Origin of the sequence: Mucilaginibacter sp. Bleaf8 (assembly GCF_018390515.1) — a bacterium.
Classification (GTDB): Bacteria; Bacteroidota; Bacteroidia; order Sphingobacteriales; family Sphingobacteriaceae; genus Mucilaginibacter.
Window position 1 is genome coordinate 348,626 of the sequence record NZ_JAHBBK010000003.1, and the last position, 16,584, is coordinate 365,209.

8 protein-coding genes and 3 tRNA genes are annotated in these 16,584 nt (G+C 42.0%); 7 read left to right on the top strand and 4 right to left on the bottom strand.

What is annotated here, in order from left to right; translation table 11 throughout:
* Positions 1-1,440: 1,440 nt before the first annotated feature.
* Positions 1,441-3,021 (bottom strand): TROVE domain-containing protein, encoded by a 1,581-nt coding sequence (locus KHS38_RS15085; protein ID WP_213489377.1) that lies wholly within the window; start codon positions 3,019-3,021, stop codon positions 1,441-1,443.
* A 125-nt stretch (positions 3,022-3,146) separates the two neighbouring features.
* Here KHS38_RS15085 and KHS38_RS15090 point away from each other — a divergent pair, with 125 nt between their 5' ends.
* The 4 genes from KHS38_RS15090 (at position 3,147) to KHS38_RS15105 (ending at position 4,119) form a co-directional block, all read left to right on the top strand.
* Complete coding sequence (locus KHS38_RS15090) at positions 3,147-3,683, top strand: hypothetical protein (RefSeq protein WP_213489378.1); 537 nt, start codon at positions 3,147-3,149, stop codon at positions 3,681-3,683.
* A 195-nt stretch (positions 3,684-3,878) separates the two neighbouring features.
* Positions 3,879-3,952 (top strand) — tRNA-Pro (locus KHS38_RS15095).
* 14 nt (positions 3,953-3,966) lie between these two features.
* Positions 3,967-4,040: transfer RNA gene (locus KHS38_RS15100), tRNA-Ile, on the top strand.
* Between the two features lie 8 nt (positions 4,041-4,048).
* Positions 4,049-4,119 (top strand) — tRNA-Gln (locus KHS38_RS15105).
* A 198-nt stretch (positions 4,120-4,317) separates the two neighbouring features.
* Here the strand turns inward: KHS38_RS15105 and KHS38_RS15110 are convergent.
* Complete coding sequence (locus tag KHS38_RS15110) at positions 4,318-4,845, bottom strand: hypothetical protein (protein WP_213489379.1); 528 nt, start codon at positions 4,843-4,845, stop codon at positions 4,318-4,320.
* A 202-nt stretch (positions 4,846-5,047) separates the two neighbouring features.
* Complete coding sequence (locus KHS38_RS15115; protein ID WP_213489380.1) at positions 5,048-6,502, bottom strand: RtcB family protein; 1,455 nt, start codon at positions 6,500-6,502, stop codon at positions 5,048-5,050.
* Between the two features lie 117 nt (positions 6,503-6,619).
* Between KHS38_RS15115 and KHS38_RS15120 the strand changes: the two genes are divergently transcribed.
* The 3 genes from KHS38_RS15120 (at position 6,620) to KHS38_RS15130 (ending at position 14,561) form a co-directional block, all read left to right on the top strand.
* Complete coding sequence (locus tag KHS38_RS15120) at positions 6,620-7,159, top strand: hypothetical protein (RefSeq protein WP_213489381.1); 540 nt, start codon at positions 6,620-6,622, stop codon at positions 7,157-7,159.
* A 36-nt stretch (positions 7,160-7,195) separates the two neighbouring features.
* On the top strand, positions 7,196-8,245 hold the full coding sequence (locus KHS38_RS15125; protein WP_213489382.1) for a helix-turn-helix transcriptional regulator: 1,050 nt from the start codon (positions 7,196-7,198) through the stop codon (positions 8,243-8,245).
* 109 nt (positions 8,246-8,354) lie between these two features.
* Complete coding sequence (locus tag KHS38_RS15130) at positions 8,355-14,561, top strand: alpha-2-macroglobulin family protein (protein WP_213489383.1); 6,207 nt, start codon at positions 8,355-8,357, stop codon at positions 14,559-14,561.
* 391 nt (positions 14,562-14,952) lie between these two features.
* Here KHS38_RS15130 and KHS38_RS15135 read toward each other — a convergent pair whose 3' ends face one another.
* Positions 14,953-16,467, bottom strand: a complete 1,515-nt coding sequence (locus KHS38_RS15135; RefSeq protein WP_213489384.1) for a TlpA disulfide reductase family protein — start codon at positions 16,465-16,467, stop codon at positions 14,953-14,955.
* Positions 16,468-16,584: the final 117 nt, after the last annotated feature.

Genomic DNA, 16,584 nt, shown 5'->3' on the forward strand with positions numbered 1-16,584 from the left:
GTATAATTTTAGTCATAAGGTGATAATTTATTAGTTAGGTTATTATATTTTCGGACTTTCTAAAATTCAACGTCGTAATTTTGTAATAAAAAACTATAATTTACAATTTTTTAAGAAAAATATTACACTAAAGTTAATGAAGCGGGTGATTAATTAACAAGTTTTAGCTATTTGACTGTTGGTGGTGCTGTTTTTTGAGTGAAAAATGTGCCGCTAAGTTAAATACAGGTAGTATCCTGGTTGATTTTTAAGTAATTGCTATTTGCGTATTTTAAACCTAGGTCGGACCGTCCAAATGACATGTTTGCTTCATTTCATAGTTCTCTCAAGGAGTTGAAAGCAAAGCAACAATAGGGCTTGTACCAGCTCTATACCCATGTAATGAATTACAAAGTCAGCTTAATGTACAGCACTTCGTTAACGGTTATTGTATATATTAGTTATCCGCATATAAATCCTGCGTGCGCTTGGCATAGATAAATCAAGCATCAAAATCGCTGTCGGGAGAGGCTAAGCCCTGGGCTGGATGCCTGATTCGCAGGCTTAAAGTACTTTTATACAACAGAAGCTGCTTTAACTTGAGCAGCTTCTGTTCTATAGTTCACTAAATTATAAAGGGCAATAAGCAACAGGTGCATTTAACTGAACTACTGATGAAATTATTTCACCGGCTGGACTCGAACCAACGACCTTCCGCCGGGGGCGGATGTTCTAACCGAAGGAGCACCCATTTACGGCACCTTCATTTGAAAGAAGAGCAACAGTCGGTAAGTGGACTGATATTGGCTTGACAGGCGAAGTAACGCTTACCTACGGCATCTTCTAATTTGGTTAAGGGCAACAATCAATATACGTATGGCTAAATAAGCTTTCTGCTCTACCAAACTGAGCTACACTGCACATATGCAATGGCCGGACTCGAACCGGCGACACGAAGTAGCGTATATCTGCGGCACCTTAATGCTTTACCTTGATTTTAAAGAAAGGGTATAAGCAATGAGCTACTTTACCTGCCCGTAAACACAAGGCCCCAGCTACAGGTTCAACGAAGTAATGCTCATTTACGCCACCTTCTTTGTGCGGCAAGGCAGGTTAAAATTTTTAAAAAGAAGGGCAAAAGGCAATAAGTGACTGTTTCCTGCTCTACCAACTGAGCTACTCAAGCGTATAAATCATTAATGGCGCTCAAGGCCGGATTCGAACCGGCGACCTGGGAGTTAGAAGCTCGAAGTAACACTTTATTTACGGCACCTTCTTGTAATAAGGAGCAACAGGCGATTCAGGCCGGGGGAACCGCTTTTGGGACTCGAACCCACAGCACGGCTTGCGCCACACTGCCCTTCCCCCTTCCAATGGTAGCGAAGTAACCCGTTTCTACGGCATCCTTATGTTTTTAATTTCTTTTAAAGTATGGGCCAAATGCTAGTGGCCCATACTGTTTTATAATTCTATCTTTTGTATTTCTGTTAAAGCCGAGCCGCCTCTATCTAAAGCATCCAGCGCTTCAAATATCTTGTCGCTCCAGCCAGCTACTAGGTATACGTCATTTGCCATAGTTTGCAATGGCGCTTGTCCGTAACCTTGCAAGTCAAACAGGTATAGTTTGGCCGCAGGCGCTACTTTTTGCTTGTACTGCACCCATAGCGTTTGGATGTGTTCATTACTGCCTGTATTGTTCCACAACTGGCAGTCGGTAAACAGCATTACTTTATCCATTTGTACACGATTATTAAGCAGGTCTTTAATTACCAGATGTCCGTTTGTGGCGTAACCTACTTCGCCTTCGCGCTTGTAAAACTCCTGTACATTACCCAGTATATTTTTACGCGGCACAGTAATGGTTTTCCATTTGTCGCCAAACATACCTACCTGCACATTTTTACAGCGCGACTGCAACAGCATGGCCAGCATCAAGCCAACATCATACAACAACACTTTTGACTTAGCCGAAACCGGTTGCTGCATGGAACCCGACACATCGCACGCCAGTAAAATCCGCATGTTATGGTCAAAGCCTTTAATATTGGCGGCACTGGCTTGTACAGCCTTTTCAATAGCTTCCAATACTTCACCGGTATAACCCATATTACCGTTTGCCAGTAACCGGGTCACTTTTTCGGCAAAGCTACGGCCTTGTGGCTTCGCTTCTATATTCAGCAGCTCACGGTAAGCCGACAGGTAGCGGAACGGAAACTGTTTGGCTTTAGCTACCTGCTGGGGCGATGACAATACTGAACACACTTTTTGGATATGCTGATAGGATACGCCTGCTTCCAAAATGTTGCGCAGGTTACGCAGCATAGCCATATAGCCCAGTTTACCGCTGTCAATCAGTTCTTGCCACTTGGCTTTAAAAGCTTCGGCTTTGGCTTCGCCGCTATCAAAATTCAACTGACCTAAGGCCGATAGTTCGGTTTCCCAGGTATAAGGGGGTTGCAGCGAGCCTTCGGATATTTTGTTAAACAGCAGTTGCTGCAATTCATCTTTTGCTTTCGGGTGAACCAGAAACAACGCATCGCGCAGCTTGATTTCGGTTGGCCGGTTGTATTTGGCAAACTGATACTCGTCGAACTTATTAAAGGCGGCGGATAAACCTTTTTGCAGCTGCTTGCTCAGGCGGTTCAGCTTTTTAGGGCCGGTGCGCTGGTTAAGCTGCTGGTAGCAGGCCAGTAGTTCGGTAATCTCGTCGGCACGGTTAATCACTTTATCGGTTACACGGGCAATCAGATCATCGCCCGAATGAATTTTGGCCAACTCGGTTACCAGCACCAGCGGTACCGAACGCATATACATTTTGGTACGGGCATACACCGCCAGCTTACCCACAAATACCGGGTTGCATTTGGCTACCAGGCTGCGCAGGCGGTTTAACCGGTTCTCGTCCTTTTCGTAAAAAGAATCATTGAGCGACCAGGTTACTACCGTGGTATACAGCTCCATCTCGGGCGATAGGGCATAGGCCCTGGCACTCTCATGGTTTGCCAGTATGTTTTTTGCTTTGCTTAACAGGTTGAATTTCATCGCAAGCCTCCTTTCTGTGATTTGTTGATACAAAGATTGGAGGCCAGTGCGCAGTGTATTTGCGTAGTGAAAATTATTTGAAAATATTTTTAAGATATTTATCAGGTATGATTATGATTAGTTTCATGAGATTTCTTAAGAGCCTATTTAAAGGCAAGCTGCAAAAAGACAATAAAGTATTTCCGCCAATACCACAATGGCAGCCTAATACACCAGTTAATCATGAACAAATTATGGAGGCTGCCAAATATTACACAGGCGGCAAGGTACAGCTGGCCGTATTTCAATATGGCACAGTAGTGATGTTTCCTGAAGCGGTTACTGATATTACGGAAGAAGCAAAGCTTACGTTGCATAAAATATATAATGCGCACCCCGATTTTAAGCCACTTAACATGGATGATGGTAATTATTTGATTGAGTACAGTTACCCCGCATTTACTGTTGTATTTAAGAACGAACCGGAGAACTATTGGGATTACATTGAAGATAATCATCAACAGGGTGTATGTCCAGATGAAGTTTTGATTAATAGTAATGGTGAGCATAATGTATTTGACAGAATAGGGAAGATTAGTCTGTTTGGCCGGGCTAGAATGTTTATGGATGCGCAGGCTCCCCAGGTTGTAAAAACGTTTACGCCACTACTGGCAAATGAATAAAAAATATTTTTAAAGATAATTCTTGATTATAAAAAGTAATGTGTATACTTGCAGCATGAAAACAACAACAATACAGATACAATTGCCGCAACTGATTTATCAGAGGTGAATGGGTATGTATTGAAATAACATAGCAGAATATTCAGAATCCTCTTAGATAAATCTAAGGGGATTTTTTGTTTTCGGGGCATTTTCAGGGTAGTATATCAATTGGTCAGATTACCACATTTGGGATGTGGAGGCTCCCGGTTCGAGTCCGGGTTACCCTACTGATTTACAGCATGGAACGTTAGCTCAATTGGTGAGAGCGGCACCCTTATACGGTGATGGTTAAAGGTTCAAGTCCTTTACGTTCTACAAAATAATTTCCTGTGGTGCAACGGTAGCACGTCTGATTTTGGTTCAGAAGATCGTGGTTCGAATCCATGCAGGAAAACTTCTTAAAAGTTTGGGCTTACTGCGTTGCACAGGGGAAAGGGGGAGGAGTGTATAGAGTACAGAAGTTCTGTATTTTGGCCGGAGTGATTAATTGCTTATGTAGGTTAGTTTGCAGAAAGCATATATTTCAAATTTTAGAATATCAGATATGTTATGCGTTTGGTACTTGAAACTACATATGATAACGACGATTTTTTTATTGATGGTTGAGGTCGTTTCCATACCATTTTTCAGAAAAGTCTTTGAATTGATTCATCTCACCTGTAAGTACCCCCAGAACGCCGCCATTTAGTTGCGCGTAAGCACTGCTGCCATCAAGGTTAAAAACATGCTCCGGAAATGTTCTAACAGTATACAGTGGATTTTCCGTGTCATAAGTTTCGCCTAACTTTTTAAAATAGGTGCCGTCTACCTTAAATTTGCTGGCGTTTTTAAATGCAAATATCACATCCTTAAAATTTTTGTCTTTAAGTTCTTGGCTGGCTTGTAACACGGTGCGAAAAACATCGAGCTGAGAATGGCTGCCTTCTACATCTGTTAAATTTAGTACCAGCGTCGAGGGAATGATATAGTATCTGTAATGCCCACTTAACTCAATGCCCATGTCCCTGGGATCAGTTTGTAATTTCTTTTTAATAGGACGAGCTATTAAAAGATAATTACAAAGCAAAGCTATGCAGCCAAATACTATAGCTATAACAAGTGCATAAAATACTTTTTTCATGATAAGGATAAGTTATGTGTTGCTAAGGTAGAAATATTTTGGTTAAGCGATTAAACTTAGGATTCATTTCAAAATAAGATACTTACTTATTTTGAAATGAGTTGGCCAAAAGAACTAAAACCTAATAATTTATAATAGAAGTGTTCAGGCTGCAATCAAGAGTACTGAAGCGCAATTGATATAAAGCATTATATCATTACTTCTAATCCTCCGGCCTTTCCTTCGGATCCGCCATCCGTACAATCCTCGGCTGAAACTTAGCCAGTACATCCACCAAATCATGCTGTGCCGCCATAACGGTATGGATGTTTTTGTACACCATAGGCGCCTCGTCCAGGTCGGAGCCCAGCAGGGTAATTTTTTTATCCAGCAGTTCGGCCACTACCAGGTCGCGCTTAATGGTTTTAAAGGCGGCGCTTCGGCTCATTAAACGCCCGGCACCGTGCGAGGCGGAGTTGATGGATTCGGCATTGCCTTTACCCCGCACCACAAAACCCGGCGTACTCATACTCCCCGGAATAATACCCAGCACACCTTCGCCAGCCGGGGTGGCGCCTTTACGGTGTACCATTACCTCGGTACCGTCGGCCAGCTGTTCTTTCCAGGCAAAGTTGTGGTGGTTTTCTATACGCAGCAGCGGCTCCAGCTTCATGGCTTTGGCTATCTTGTTGTGTATTTCGTGGTGGTTGGCGCTGGCATAATCGCCGGCCAGGTTCATGGCTATCCAGTACTCTTGACCTTCCTCGGCATTCATGTCCAACCAGGCCAAGTGTTTGGCTTCTTGCGGCAGCTTGGTTTTTTTCATGGCCATTTCCGAGTAGTAGGCCGCAATGCCACCACCAAACCCACGCGAACCCGAGTGCGATAGTAGCGCCAGGTAATTACCTGCCGGTACGCCAGCCAAAGCACCTTCGCTAACGGTTAGCTCACCCCATTCCACAAAATGGTTACCGGTACCTGATGTACCCAATTGCTTGTAAGCTTTATCTTTTAAGGCACGTATCTGTTTGGTAGCGCTCCACTCGGGCCGGTCAAATAAGGTGGTATCATGGTGACTTTTAGTTTCGCTACCTATACCAAAATGCGTGTTGTTTATGAGCAAGCTTTTCAGGTCATCCTGTTTACTGTCAATAGTATCGGCAGGCAGGTCAAAAATACTCAGGCACATACGGCAGGCAATATCCACACCCACAGCGTAAGGGATAATGGTATCTGCACGGGTAGCCAGTACGCCGCCTATAGGCAGGCCATAACCATGATGCGAGTCGGGCATCAGGGCACCGGCAACAGCTATGGGCAATTGTATGGCGGTTCTCATTTGTGCCAGCGCTCCGGTTTCAATGTTTTCAATACCATAAACCGGAAAGTTGGCTATTTCTTTTTTAAGCTCGTGTACCGAGCGTTGCTGTTTTACAAACTTGCCTTCTTTACGCAGTTCAATCACCTTTTCGGCCAGATTTTTAAACTTACCGCCTTTTTTAAGGGCATAAGGCATCGGGTCGTCAATAAGGGCTTCCAGGTTGGCCAGTATTTGCGGCTTATCCATTACGTTGTGTTTCAATAGCCCGTTGGCCACCCGGCTGAAAGTAATCAGTAACTCCAGGTCGGTTACCCCTAAGTTGCTGATTTCGGCATTGCTTATTTTTTCTTTTTCCATGACTTTCTTTTTTGATTGGCGATACAAAGAAGGAATGCTGCTGCGCAGCCTTTTTGCGCAGTGATAAATATTATTCATATTTATCAAGAAATAGAAACTAAACATCACAATCATCACATGAAATTATTGCCCAAAGACCGATTATGTATAATTACCTCGCTTAGTCCCGCTGAAGTGCAGAAACAAATGCAATTAAATGTAAGCCCTAAGCCAGAATGGAGCTTTGAATCTTTGTTCGCAGATACAGGAAATAAATATTTTACGGGTACAGTAGAAAATGCCCGATTTGAAATTATACGTATTATTCAAGGTCGCAACTCGTTTTTACCTGTAATCAAGGGGCATACCGAACCTTGGTTGAATGGAAGCAGAATATATATAAATATGAGGTTGCAACTTTTTGTTGCTGTATTTATGTGCTTTTGGTTAGGTGGTGTAGGTCTTGGCGGCGTGGGTTTATTGATAAGCGGTTTGATGAGTGGTCAGTTTTCTCCGGCTATGCTAATACCTTTTGGGATGTTTGCATTGGGTTATGCAATGATGATCGGTTTCTACAGCTTTGAACGTAACAAAGCAAAAGAATTACTACTTCAGATTGTGGATGGACAAATTGATGATACCGCTTTTTATTATGATAGAAAAACTTTGACCAAATAAGTTAGTAATCGATTATCCCAAATTCAATAATATTATATGCCTGTTAACCGCAATGCCCTAATTCGTTATCGCACTATTGATAACTGCCTGCGCAACCGCTACAAAAAATGGACGCTCGAAGATTTGATTGATGCCTGTTCGGATGCCTTGTATGAGTTTCAGGGCATTGATAAAGGCGTAAGCCGGCGCACCGTTCAGGCAGATATTGAGATGATGCGCAGTAACAAGCTCGGTTATGAAGCGCCTATTATTGTGGTGGATAAGCGCTATTATACCTATAGCGATAAAAACTACAGCATCACCAACATACCGCTCAACCATCAGGATATGCAGGTGCTTACCGAGGTATCAGACCTGCTCAAGCAGTTTAAAGGCTTTAACCACTTTGCCGATCTAAACGAAATGGTGAGCAAGCTGGAAGACAAGATTTATACCCAAAAAACGCAAGGCCCACCATTAATTGATTTTGAAAAAAATGATAACCTGAAAGGGCTGGAATGGATCGAAACCATCCGTAAAGCCATCGTAACAAAAAATACGATGTGTGTTACCTACCAGTCGTTTAAAGCACGAGAGGCCAGTACGTTTTGCTTTAGCCCGTATTTGTTGAAAGAGTACCGTAACCGCTGGTTTGTGCTGGGGGTATCGCATGCGCGTTATTTACCTTTGCTTACGCTAGCGCTTGATCGTATCCAGACGCTGGAAGAACATGCAGATGCCTATCGAGAGAATACCGCCATTGATCTTGCTACCTACTACAATAACTGCATTGGGGTAACCAAATCGCCTAATCAAAAAGACAGCCAGGTGGTATTCTGGATTGATAAAGAGAATGCACCCTATGTAATTACCAAGCCGCTGCACCATACCCAGCAAATACTGAAGGAAGAACCAGAGGGTAAAATATTAAGCATGCGGGTAATACTCAATTTTGAGTTGGAAAGGGAGTTGTTAGGCTTCGGCGCTAAAATAAAAGTGCTGGGACCACCCATACTTCGCAAACGGATTAAGGAGCAGTTGCAAAAAGCATTGGATAATTATGATACGATGCCAGAACCTGAGATCGACTTGCAGGAAGGAGAATAACTATAAGATAAAGGCAGAATACACCCTTGAAATTCTTTTTATAAGAAAGTTTATGGAATTGTGCAGGCAGATGCATCATTAAGGAAATTTAAAGTCCAAACCTTTTGTCATGAGATATTTGAGTAGTAGTTCGTTCCAATATATTCTTGTTATCTTCCTTTCACTTAATTGGATGGCCGTCTTTAGTCAGGGCAATCCTAAATCTTCTAACAACTCTGATTTCCAACTTTTAGAGAAGAATATTGAAGAAAGAAGCCAATTACAACAAATTCAACAGCAACTGGAAGCTATAAAAAGGCAGGCTACTCAATCTCATGACCATATGAGTTTTGCCCGAAGCCTTTATGATTTGATGCGGATACGCGATCTACGTACAGAGGATACCCTATACTTCCGTAACAGCGCATTTATAGATACGCTGTTAAAAAAGAAAGATACCTCACCTGAACTTAAATCTATTTTGCACCTGATGCGGGCGAAGCGGATCAGCCGGTTTGATAACCGATCACGCAGATTTAATGAGGCGGCTTATCGTATAAAATCGCTAAAGCCCGATTATGCAGCCATGGATCATAAGCAACGGGATAGTATAGTAATTGCAGACTTGCATACAGCGCTTAAATATCCTAATATTAAACTGGAGGGTAATCAACTTCTATGGTTATCCTCTAACCCCGATGTTTTCCTGTTTCATCCTTCGTTTCAAGACATTGTCTTATCTGAACGAATAAATTTATTGGAGCTAAAAAGATACTACAATGAGGCGGAAAGCAAAAGCTGTCAAGGCTGGCTATCACTATCGTCGAACGCTTTTTTAAATAAGTTAGACAGCCTTGCGCTTCACCCTAAAAACGAAGTCAATGTGCTGTATGCCTATCGCAGCTGGCTTATGTTTCATCAATCCGAGCCTGAGATATTTTCTTTTATCGAATCCCTTACCCGTAAATACATTTATCTGTCTGCCGCTCCCGATTCAGTAACCAGGCAAACCTATATCAGATATTTGCAACAAAGCATTGCATCGTCCTATCCGGCAGTTAAAGCCCATGCTGTATATCAGCTTTGCCTTATCTTTAATGAAGAGGGTAATAAATATGCCAGCTTTGGTGACCGCTATAACTATTACCCGTCATCTACAAAGTTTGACCAGCAATATCAGTTTTATCCGGCAAAGGCCTTACAGTTGTATAAACAGCGTCAGGATCTTATGTACCAATATCCATTGTTCAATAAAGTGCTTAGTTCAATGGCTCAGCAAATAAAAGCAGCAGGCGTTCGTATTGAAATGGAAAACCAGCACTTACCAGGAGAGGCTATCCCTATCAGAGCTGTTTACAAAAATACGGACTCGCTATTTTACCGGATTATTCGCATAACGGCTGATGAGTATCCTGGTAACGAGCGTGTTCATGCAACAGCGCAGCTACTAAGCAGGCAAGTTGTGGCTCAGGGTAGTTTTGCCTTACCATTACCTCCTGATCATAACAGACATGCGGTATACCTAAAGCTCCCTCCTTTGTCCGGTGGCCATTACCGGCTTTTATTCAATAACATGCCTATTAAAGTGGATGGGTATGATCCTCATAACCTTGCGTTCGAAGTTACATCTATTGCAGCCGTTAACACGGGTGAAGAAATATTTATCCTGAACAGGAAAACAGGCTTTCCGCTAAGTGGAGCACGCATTAGGGCTTTTAATAAAAAGGCAGTTTTAAATAAGGGCATGCAAAATGTTGTTTATAAAACCGGATATATAAATGTTGGTGATGGTAGTGCAGATAGCCTGAGCATAACTTACCAGGGCGATACTACGGGATACAGTTTTTCTGTGCGGCATAATGATTTAAGTGATGAAATATATAACAAAGATGATTTTGACGATCTGGGCGAGTTTTATGACGACAAGCTCAAAATGGAAATCTTTACCGATCGTAGCATTTACCGGCCCGGGCAAACTGTACATTACAAAATTATTTTCTTGACCAATGATCCGAATACCGGTAACCGAATTCTGTTTAACAGCGAGAACGTAGGAAGCACGGTTTTAAAGAACTGGCTAAAGGAACAACTGACGCATGCCAATAACACAATCATACTTTACGATCCGTTTAATAAAAAGATTGATTCGGCAGTTTTAAAGATAAATGAGTTCGGCAGCTTTGCAGGTTCTTTTATCATACCTAAAACCGCTGCTACCGGAAACTGGCGTATAGATGGAAGCCCTGATACTGATTATCAGAACGAAGGTGGATTTCGTGTAGAAGAATATAAAAGGCCCACCATTGAACTTAACATGGAAAAGCAAAAGAAAATGCTGCTCCCTGGTGAGCCTTTTACCATTAAATTAAAGCTTCGCTCATTTAGCGGGGCTAATCTCAGCAATATTCCTATCACTTATAGCCTTAATAGAAGCGGAAGCATCCCATCTGCAAAAACCGGGTTGGGCAATTACGGCAGCAATTACAGCAATACACAGTTAATGCGCCAAACTGGCTATACGGATGAAAAAGGAGAATTGTCCATTTCTGTAAACGATACTGTTTTAGCTAAAACCACACTAACAGATACTGAAGTATGGAACTATAATTATGGCATTAATGCCACAGCTGTTGATGCCACAGGCGAAAGCACTGAAATTAATGAGTCGGTAAATATCTCCTCCCGGCCTGTAAAAATTAACATTCCATTAAATAAGACTTATGACCGGCAGGCAATCCCTATTTTAAATGTTAAAACTCTGGCTGATTTTGAAGGTGAAGTAGGACGCAAAGTGAATATAAAATTATATAAAGCCAATAATTCTGCCCCCAATAAACATCCAACCAGGGGAGTTGATCAGTGGTATTATAACGAAGCTGAGTGGAACACCTGGTTTCCGGATAAAGCTACCTCGCCAATAGTAAAAGAGGAAAAAGTGCTCATTTTAGATACCATAATCAACACAGCTGTTTACGAAAAGCTTTTGCTACGTAACCAGAATATAACAACCGGCTTCTACCAGTTGGTGGCAACAACGCAGAACAATAATCACAGAACTATAGGGCAATCCAGCTACGATTTTAATGTATTTGATAGTAAGACTGGCGATACACCTGTTGACGATATTGATTACTTACCCTTTAACACAGCAAAGCAGGGTGATGTACTGACATGGTATAGCTCGGGAGGAAAGCAGAATTATACTATTTACCAGATACTTTATGTGGATGGTAAGCGCAAAAAGGCGATCAAAAATATTTATCAGACCGTAACTGAAACGCCCGGCATTAGGCTATGGAAGTATCGTATACCTAAAGATGCAACCGGCCAACTGGTTCTTAACCGCATTACCGTAAGCAATAACGATATCTACAAGCACAAAAAGAGAGTTTATATCAACAGCGTCAACAGTTTAGCTCCCGATATCATTGTAGAAAAATATCGTAAAGTAATGGTCCCCGGTGCGCAAGAAACTTTTAAGATATCCATAAAAACCAAGAATGATAATGTGGCTGCCGAATTAATGTCCACTTTATATGATGCATCCTTAGACAAACTGGAGGAGCATCGATGGAACTTGCCCAATACAACAAATGCAAACCATTATTTAAACACCCAGTGGAACGACGAACTTACTTTTACAAGAAAAGCAGGCAACTATACCGAAACAGGAGAACGGGTAAACCTACGTGAAATTGGAGTGGCTCCTACTGAAATATTTTACTCGGAGCTAAGAGGACAAGTGGCCGGCCTGAGTATAACAAGTGCCAGCGGGTTAAATGATGTAGTTGTATTAGGTTATGGAACTACTCAACGGCGAAGTTTAGCAACCGCAAGTGTAGTAACACTACGTGGAGCAAGTACAATTCAAGACTATAAACAACCTTTAATTATTCTGGATGGTGAAGTGTTTAATGGTGACTTAAATAGCCTTAACGCTGCAGCAATTTCACAGGCTATAGTTCTCAAAGGAGCGGATGCATCGGCCTTATATGGCTCGAGGGCTGCTCAGGGCGTGCTGATCATCAGCACAAAAGGCCCCATTGTATTGCCCGGTACCGAGGAGCCGGTGATTAAAGTCCGGAAAAACTTCAATGAAACGGCCTTTTTCTATCCTCAGGTACATGCAGATAAAGATGGCTTCTATACTCTCAGTTTTACCATGCCCGAGACGGCTACCGAATGGAACTGGAAAATGCTGGCCCATACCCGCAAAGCACAATTTGCCTACCTGGAGAAAAAGCTGCAAACACAGCTGAACCTGATGGTGCAGCCGCATATGCCTCGGTTATTATATCAAGGCGACCGGATAAAGTTGCAAAGCCGTATAAGTAACCTGGATACGATGGCTATTCAAGGAAGAGTAACTTGTAAAATAGAAGATGTAGTAACCGGAGAAGATATCACGTCAATCATAACAAGTAATTCTTTGCAGCCTTTTAGCTTGAACAGAAAAAGCTCCGGAGCAGTTTCGTTTGTATTACAGGTGCCTGCACAACAAAGCAATCCACTTAAAATTGTAATTACAGCAGTAAGCGGCAGCACCGCTGATGCGGAAGAACATATTTTGCCGGTACTATCAAAACGCATCTTCATCAGACAAAGTCAGCCGGTGCGTTTTGTTAATCAGCCAACTGTAACCATATCGCCCGTTAAGTTGCCTGCCGATGCTACCCTGCATGGCGTAAGTATCTCGATTGCTCAAAAGCCCCAAGCTTCGCTGATTTATGCTTTGCCATGGCTGGCCAACTATTCTTATAACTGTGCCGAACAGATATTTAATAAAATAAGGGCCCAGGTTACTGCACTAAAACTAATGCAAAAAGATACAGCTGCCCAAAGCGCTTTCCGAAAAGCAGCTGCCTTTAAGGAAAAAGAACAACCTGATGTAAACCAGCTACCGGATGAATTAGCCGACGAAACTATGCCTTGGCTGGGCATGAGCACACATACTGCACACCAGCAAAAACAGCTTTTCCATTTGCTGGATACCCCTGCCGCTAAAATCGATATTGATAAACACCTGGACAAATTGTATGCCCTGCAACAACCAGATGGTGGCTTGGCTTGGTTTGAAGGTGGAAAAAGCAGCGCATATATTTCGGCTTACATTCTTGCCGGCTTTGGTCAGTTAAAACAACTTGGGTGGAACCCGGCCAATCGACGAATTACCCAGCACAAAGCATTCATTGAGCGCTTATTCAAGTATAATCAAGATTTATTGAGCACCTATGTGCAGGATTCTCATGGCAGCTTGTTTCCGCTTTATGCGATGTCTTATTGGGTTAGAGATTATCCTTTAACAGATCAGCAGCTACAAAAAGTAAACCAGGTGCTCAGTACCCGATTGCAAAAAATTAACGGTAGTGATTTAGGACAACAAGCTCTGCTTATCATTAATGCTCTAAAGTACACTGGCACAAGGAGTGTGTTAAACCAGAAAGCGCGCCGGCAACTGGACAACATCAGGCAAGAGGCTATACAAGATGAGCTGAACGGTTTGCGGTGGAAAGATATTGCGGATGCTGAAGATATGAACATATCCGCCGAAGAAACAATGGCTTTACTTGCTGAAGCCTTTGAACTAAGTGGCTCTTATAAACAAGTACAACCCGGTATTTTGAAGTGGTTGCTTACCACCAAAATCGAGGAGCATTGGCAAACTACCAAAGCCACTGCAGCAGCCATTGATATGCTGCAAAAAGAGAACGGCGAAACTTTAGGTAAAGCGAAAGCCTTTTCGGTCCAACTTGCAGGGCAGCGGCTATCTGTTTCGGATGGTTTACTGAGCGGGCAGCCCATGGCTTTTACGCCGGTAAAAGAGTTACCGCAAAGCCTTACCTTACATACCACCGACACTAATGTAAACGGAGCACTAACCTGGTATTACTTTGCCGAACCTAAAAAACAGGATACCCTCAACAAAGCGATTAAAATAAGTAAGCAATTCTATGCATACCATACAGATAAAGGCTGGGTACCGTTTACATCTAACACCATATTGAAGGCAGGAGATAGAGTACAGGTTAAGTTATTCATTGAAACAGCTTCAAGGCTGATGTTTGTTCATATAAATGATCCGAGAGCCGCGGCCTTTGAGCCAAAAGAAACCAAGAGTGGGTATCGTTACATTGATAGTTTTGGCTATTATCAATCCATAAGAGATACCGGTTCAGACATTTTTGCAGAGGCTATACCAAGAGGCATTTCAGAAATTACCTATGAGCTGATAGTGGCACATGATGGTGAATTTACCAGCGGGCCAGCAACATTGCAATGTATGTATAAACCCGCATTAACGGCTTACAGTGGCACCGAGAAAGTCAAAGCAGATTGATTATCAATATGAAAAAAATAATAGAAACCTAAATTAACATTCAAATCATTTATAGCTTCATTTTGAATGTTGTTTTGTATATCTGAGTAAGTCAACTATAGTTAATTAGATTGAAGCGCACTGACTTGAAAAATTTGTAAATGTAGTTTAAGAGCAGTCTTTCGGAACAATTTTACGCCCCGTCCAACAATTCCACCAAAAGCTTTGAAGGTAATCTTTCAAGGCTTTTAATGGGATTGTTTTTGATAGAGTGTTTATTGCCCTAATTAAGTGAGTAAGCATAGACTTTTAGAATACTAGCGTCGCAAACCTTAGTTTAAAGGCCTTCCTATTCCTAAAGGAATTTTCTGTCCAGAAAAATTCAATAAACGTTTCTTGAGAGAAACTATCCTTAACTGTCCTTTTTCAATAATGCAGAAATCATCAGTTCCAGCGTGCGGTGGTTGCTATTGTCAATACGAAAGCCTTTGAAAACTATTTTTCCGTCCTGATCTATCAGAAAGTTTTGCGGTTCGCTATATACGCCATAGCCATCCCTGGCAAATGCAGCGCTGCCACGCAAGGGTATAAAAGAGTATTTATTATTTTTTATAAAGGGAATTACGTAAGCGTCTTGCGTTGGATATACATTGATGCCTACGTAGGTTACACCTTTGTTTTTAAACCGGTTAAGCACCGCTTCAAAATGCGGAAACTCTTCTTTACAAGGCGCACAGCCCGGAAACCAGAATGTGAGTAACACTACTTTACCCTTTAGGCTTTTCAGGCTTAAGTTGCCTTTGCCGGTGTACATGCCTAAATAAAATGGATACGCAGGCACAGCGGCAGCATCTCTTATTGTTTTAACATCTTTAGTTATCTGTACTTCTTCTTTGCCTATCTTCTTGCCATATAAGGTAAGTGCAGTATAAAGTTCATCAGTAGGTAGTTTGGCAAACTTTATAGCAAGCGTGTCATAAGCGGCCTTGGCATCGCCGGCCGCTTCCAGCAAAGCAGCTTTTTTTAAGGTAATGAAATCATCGATGTGATCCAGTTTTGAATCCTTTATTTGATTTAGCTCCGTAAGGGCCTCCTTATAGTTTTGATTTTGCTGTAATTCATTGATCCGTATCAAAGCTTCGGCCACTGGTTTCCTCATTTTCAAATCTTTGTTATCACCCATTTCATTAATCAGGGTTAAAGCCTTTTGAGGGTTGGTTTTCATATACGCATCAGCTAATTCTGCCATGCCGGATGATGACCAATTGAACTTTTGCGGCGGATACAACTTACGCAACTCTTCAAAATAGGTAATCTTATTATGCAGACTTGTATCACTTCGGGCCAGCAAATACAAAGCCTGGGCGCCTCGTTCACTCGCCGGAAACTGCTTTACAAAGTCAAATACCTTCTGCTTGTAATCAGGGGCGCTATCACGAAGGGACATTAAATACGAGACAGCATAATTAACATTTGAAGTATCAGTAAGGCTCGCTTTCTTCATGTATTCGGTTGACAGGTCATCCTGGCCTCTCATTCCGGCATCACCCGAAAGCATAAACCATATTTCGGCGTTCTGGGGTTCAATAGCTGCGGCTTTTAACAAATATGCTTTGGCTTCGGGCATTTCGGCATTAAAGTACACGGTACCGATACCCAATGGGATACCTGCTTTCTTAGGATATTTTTCCATCCAGGCTTTGTATTGTGTAGCCAAACGTGGGTTTTTATAGCCCATTGCAAACATAAAGTTGCGGTGTTCTTTCAGGTTATCAAAGTTAGCCTCCAATGCAGCTTTGGCTTTCCTTATCACATCAGGAGGTGAAATACTATCAATGTTGGCAGGAATTTGGGCTACTGTTTGGCCGGTAATACCAAAGGTAAGCAGCAATATTATACCTGCTAAGTAGGTGAAACTGTTTTTCATTATAGAGTGGTTTAAGGTTAGTTAATTGGTTACTGCTTTTGCAGTACTTAGCATAGATTATCAGGTGCTTAAGGTAAATATTAAATGATGCGTTTAAAAAGCAATTTTAATTTTAAA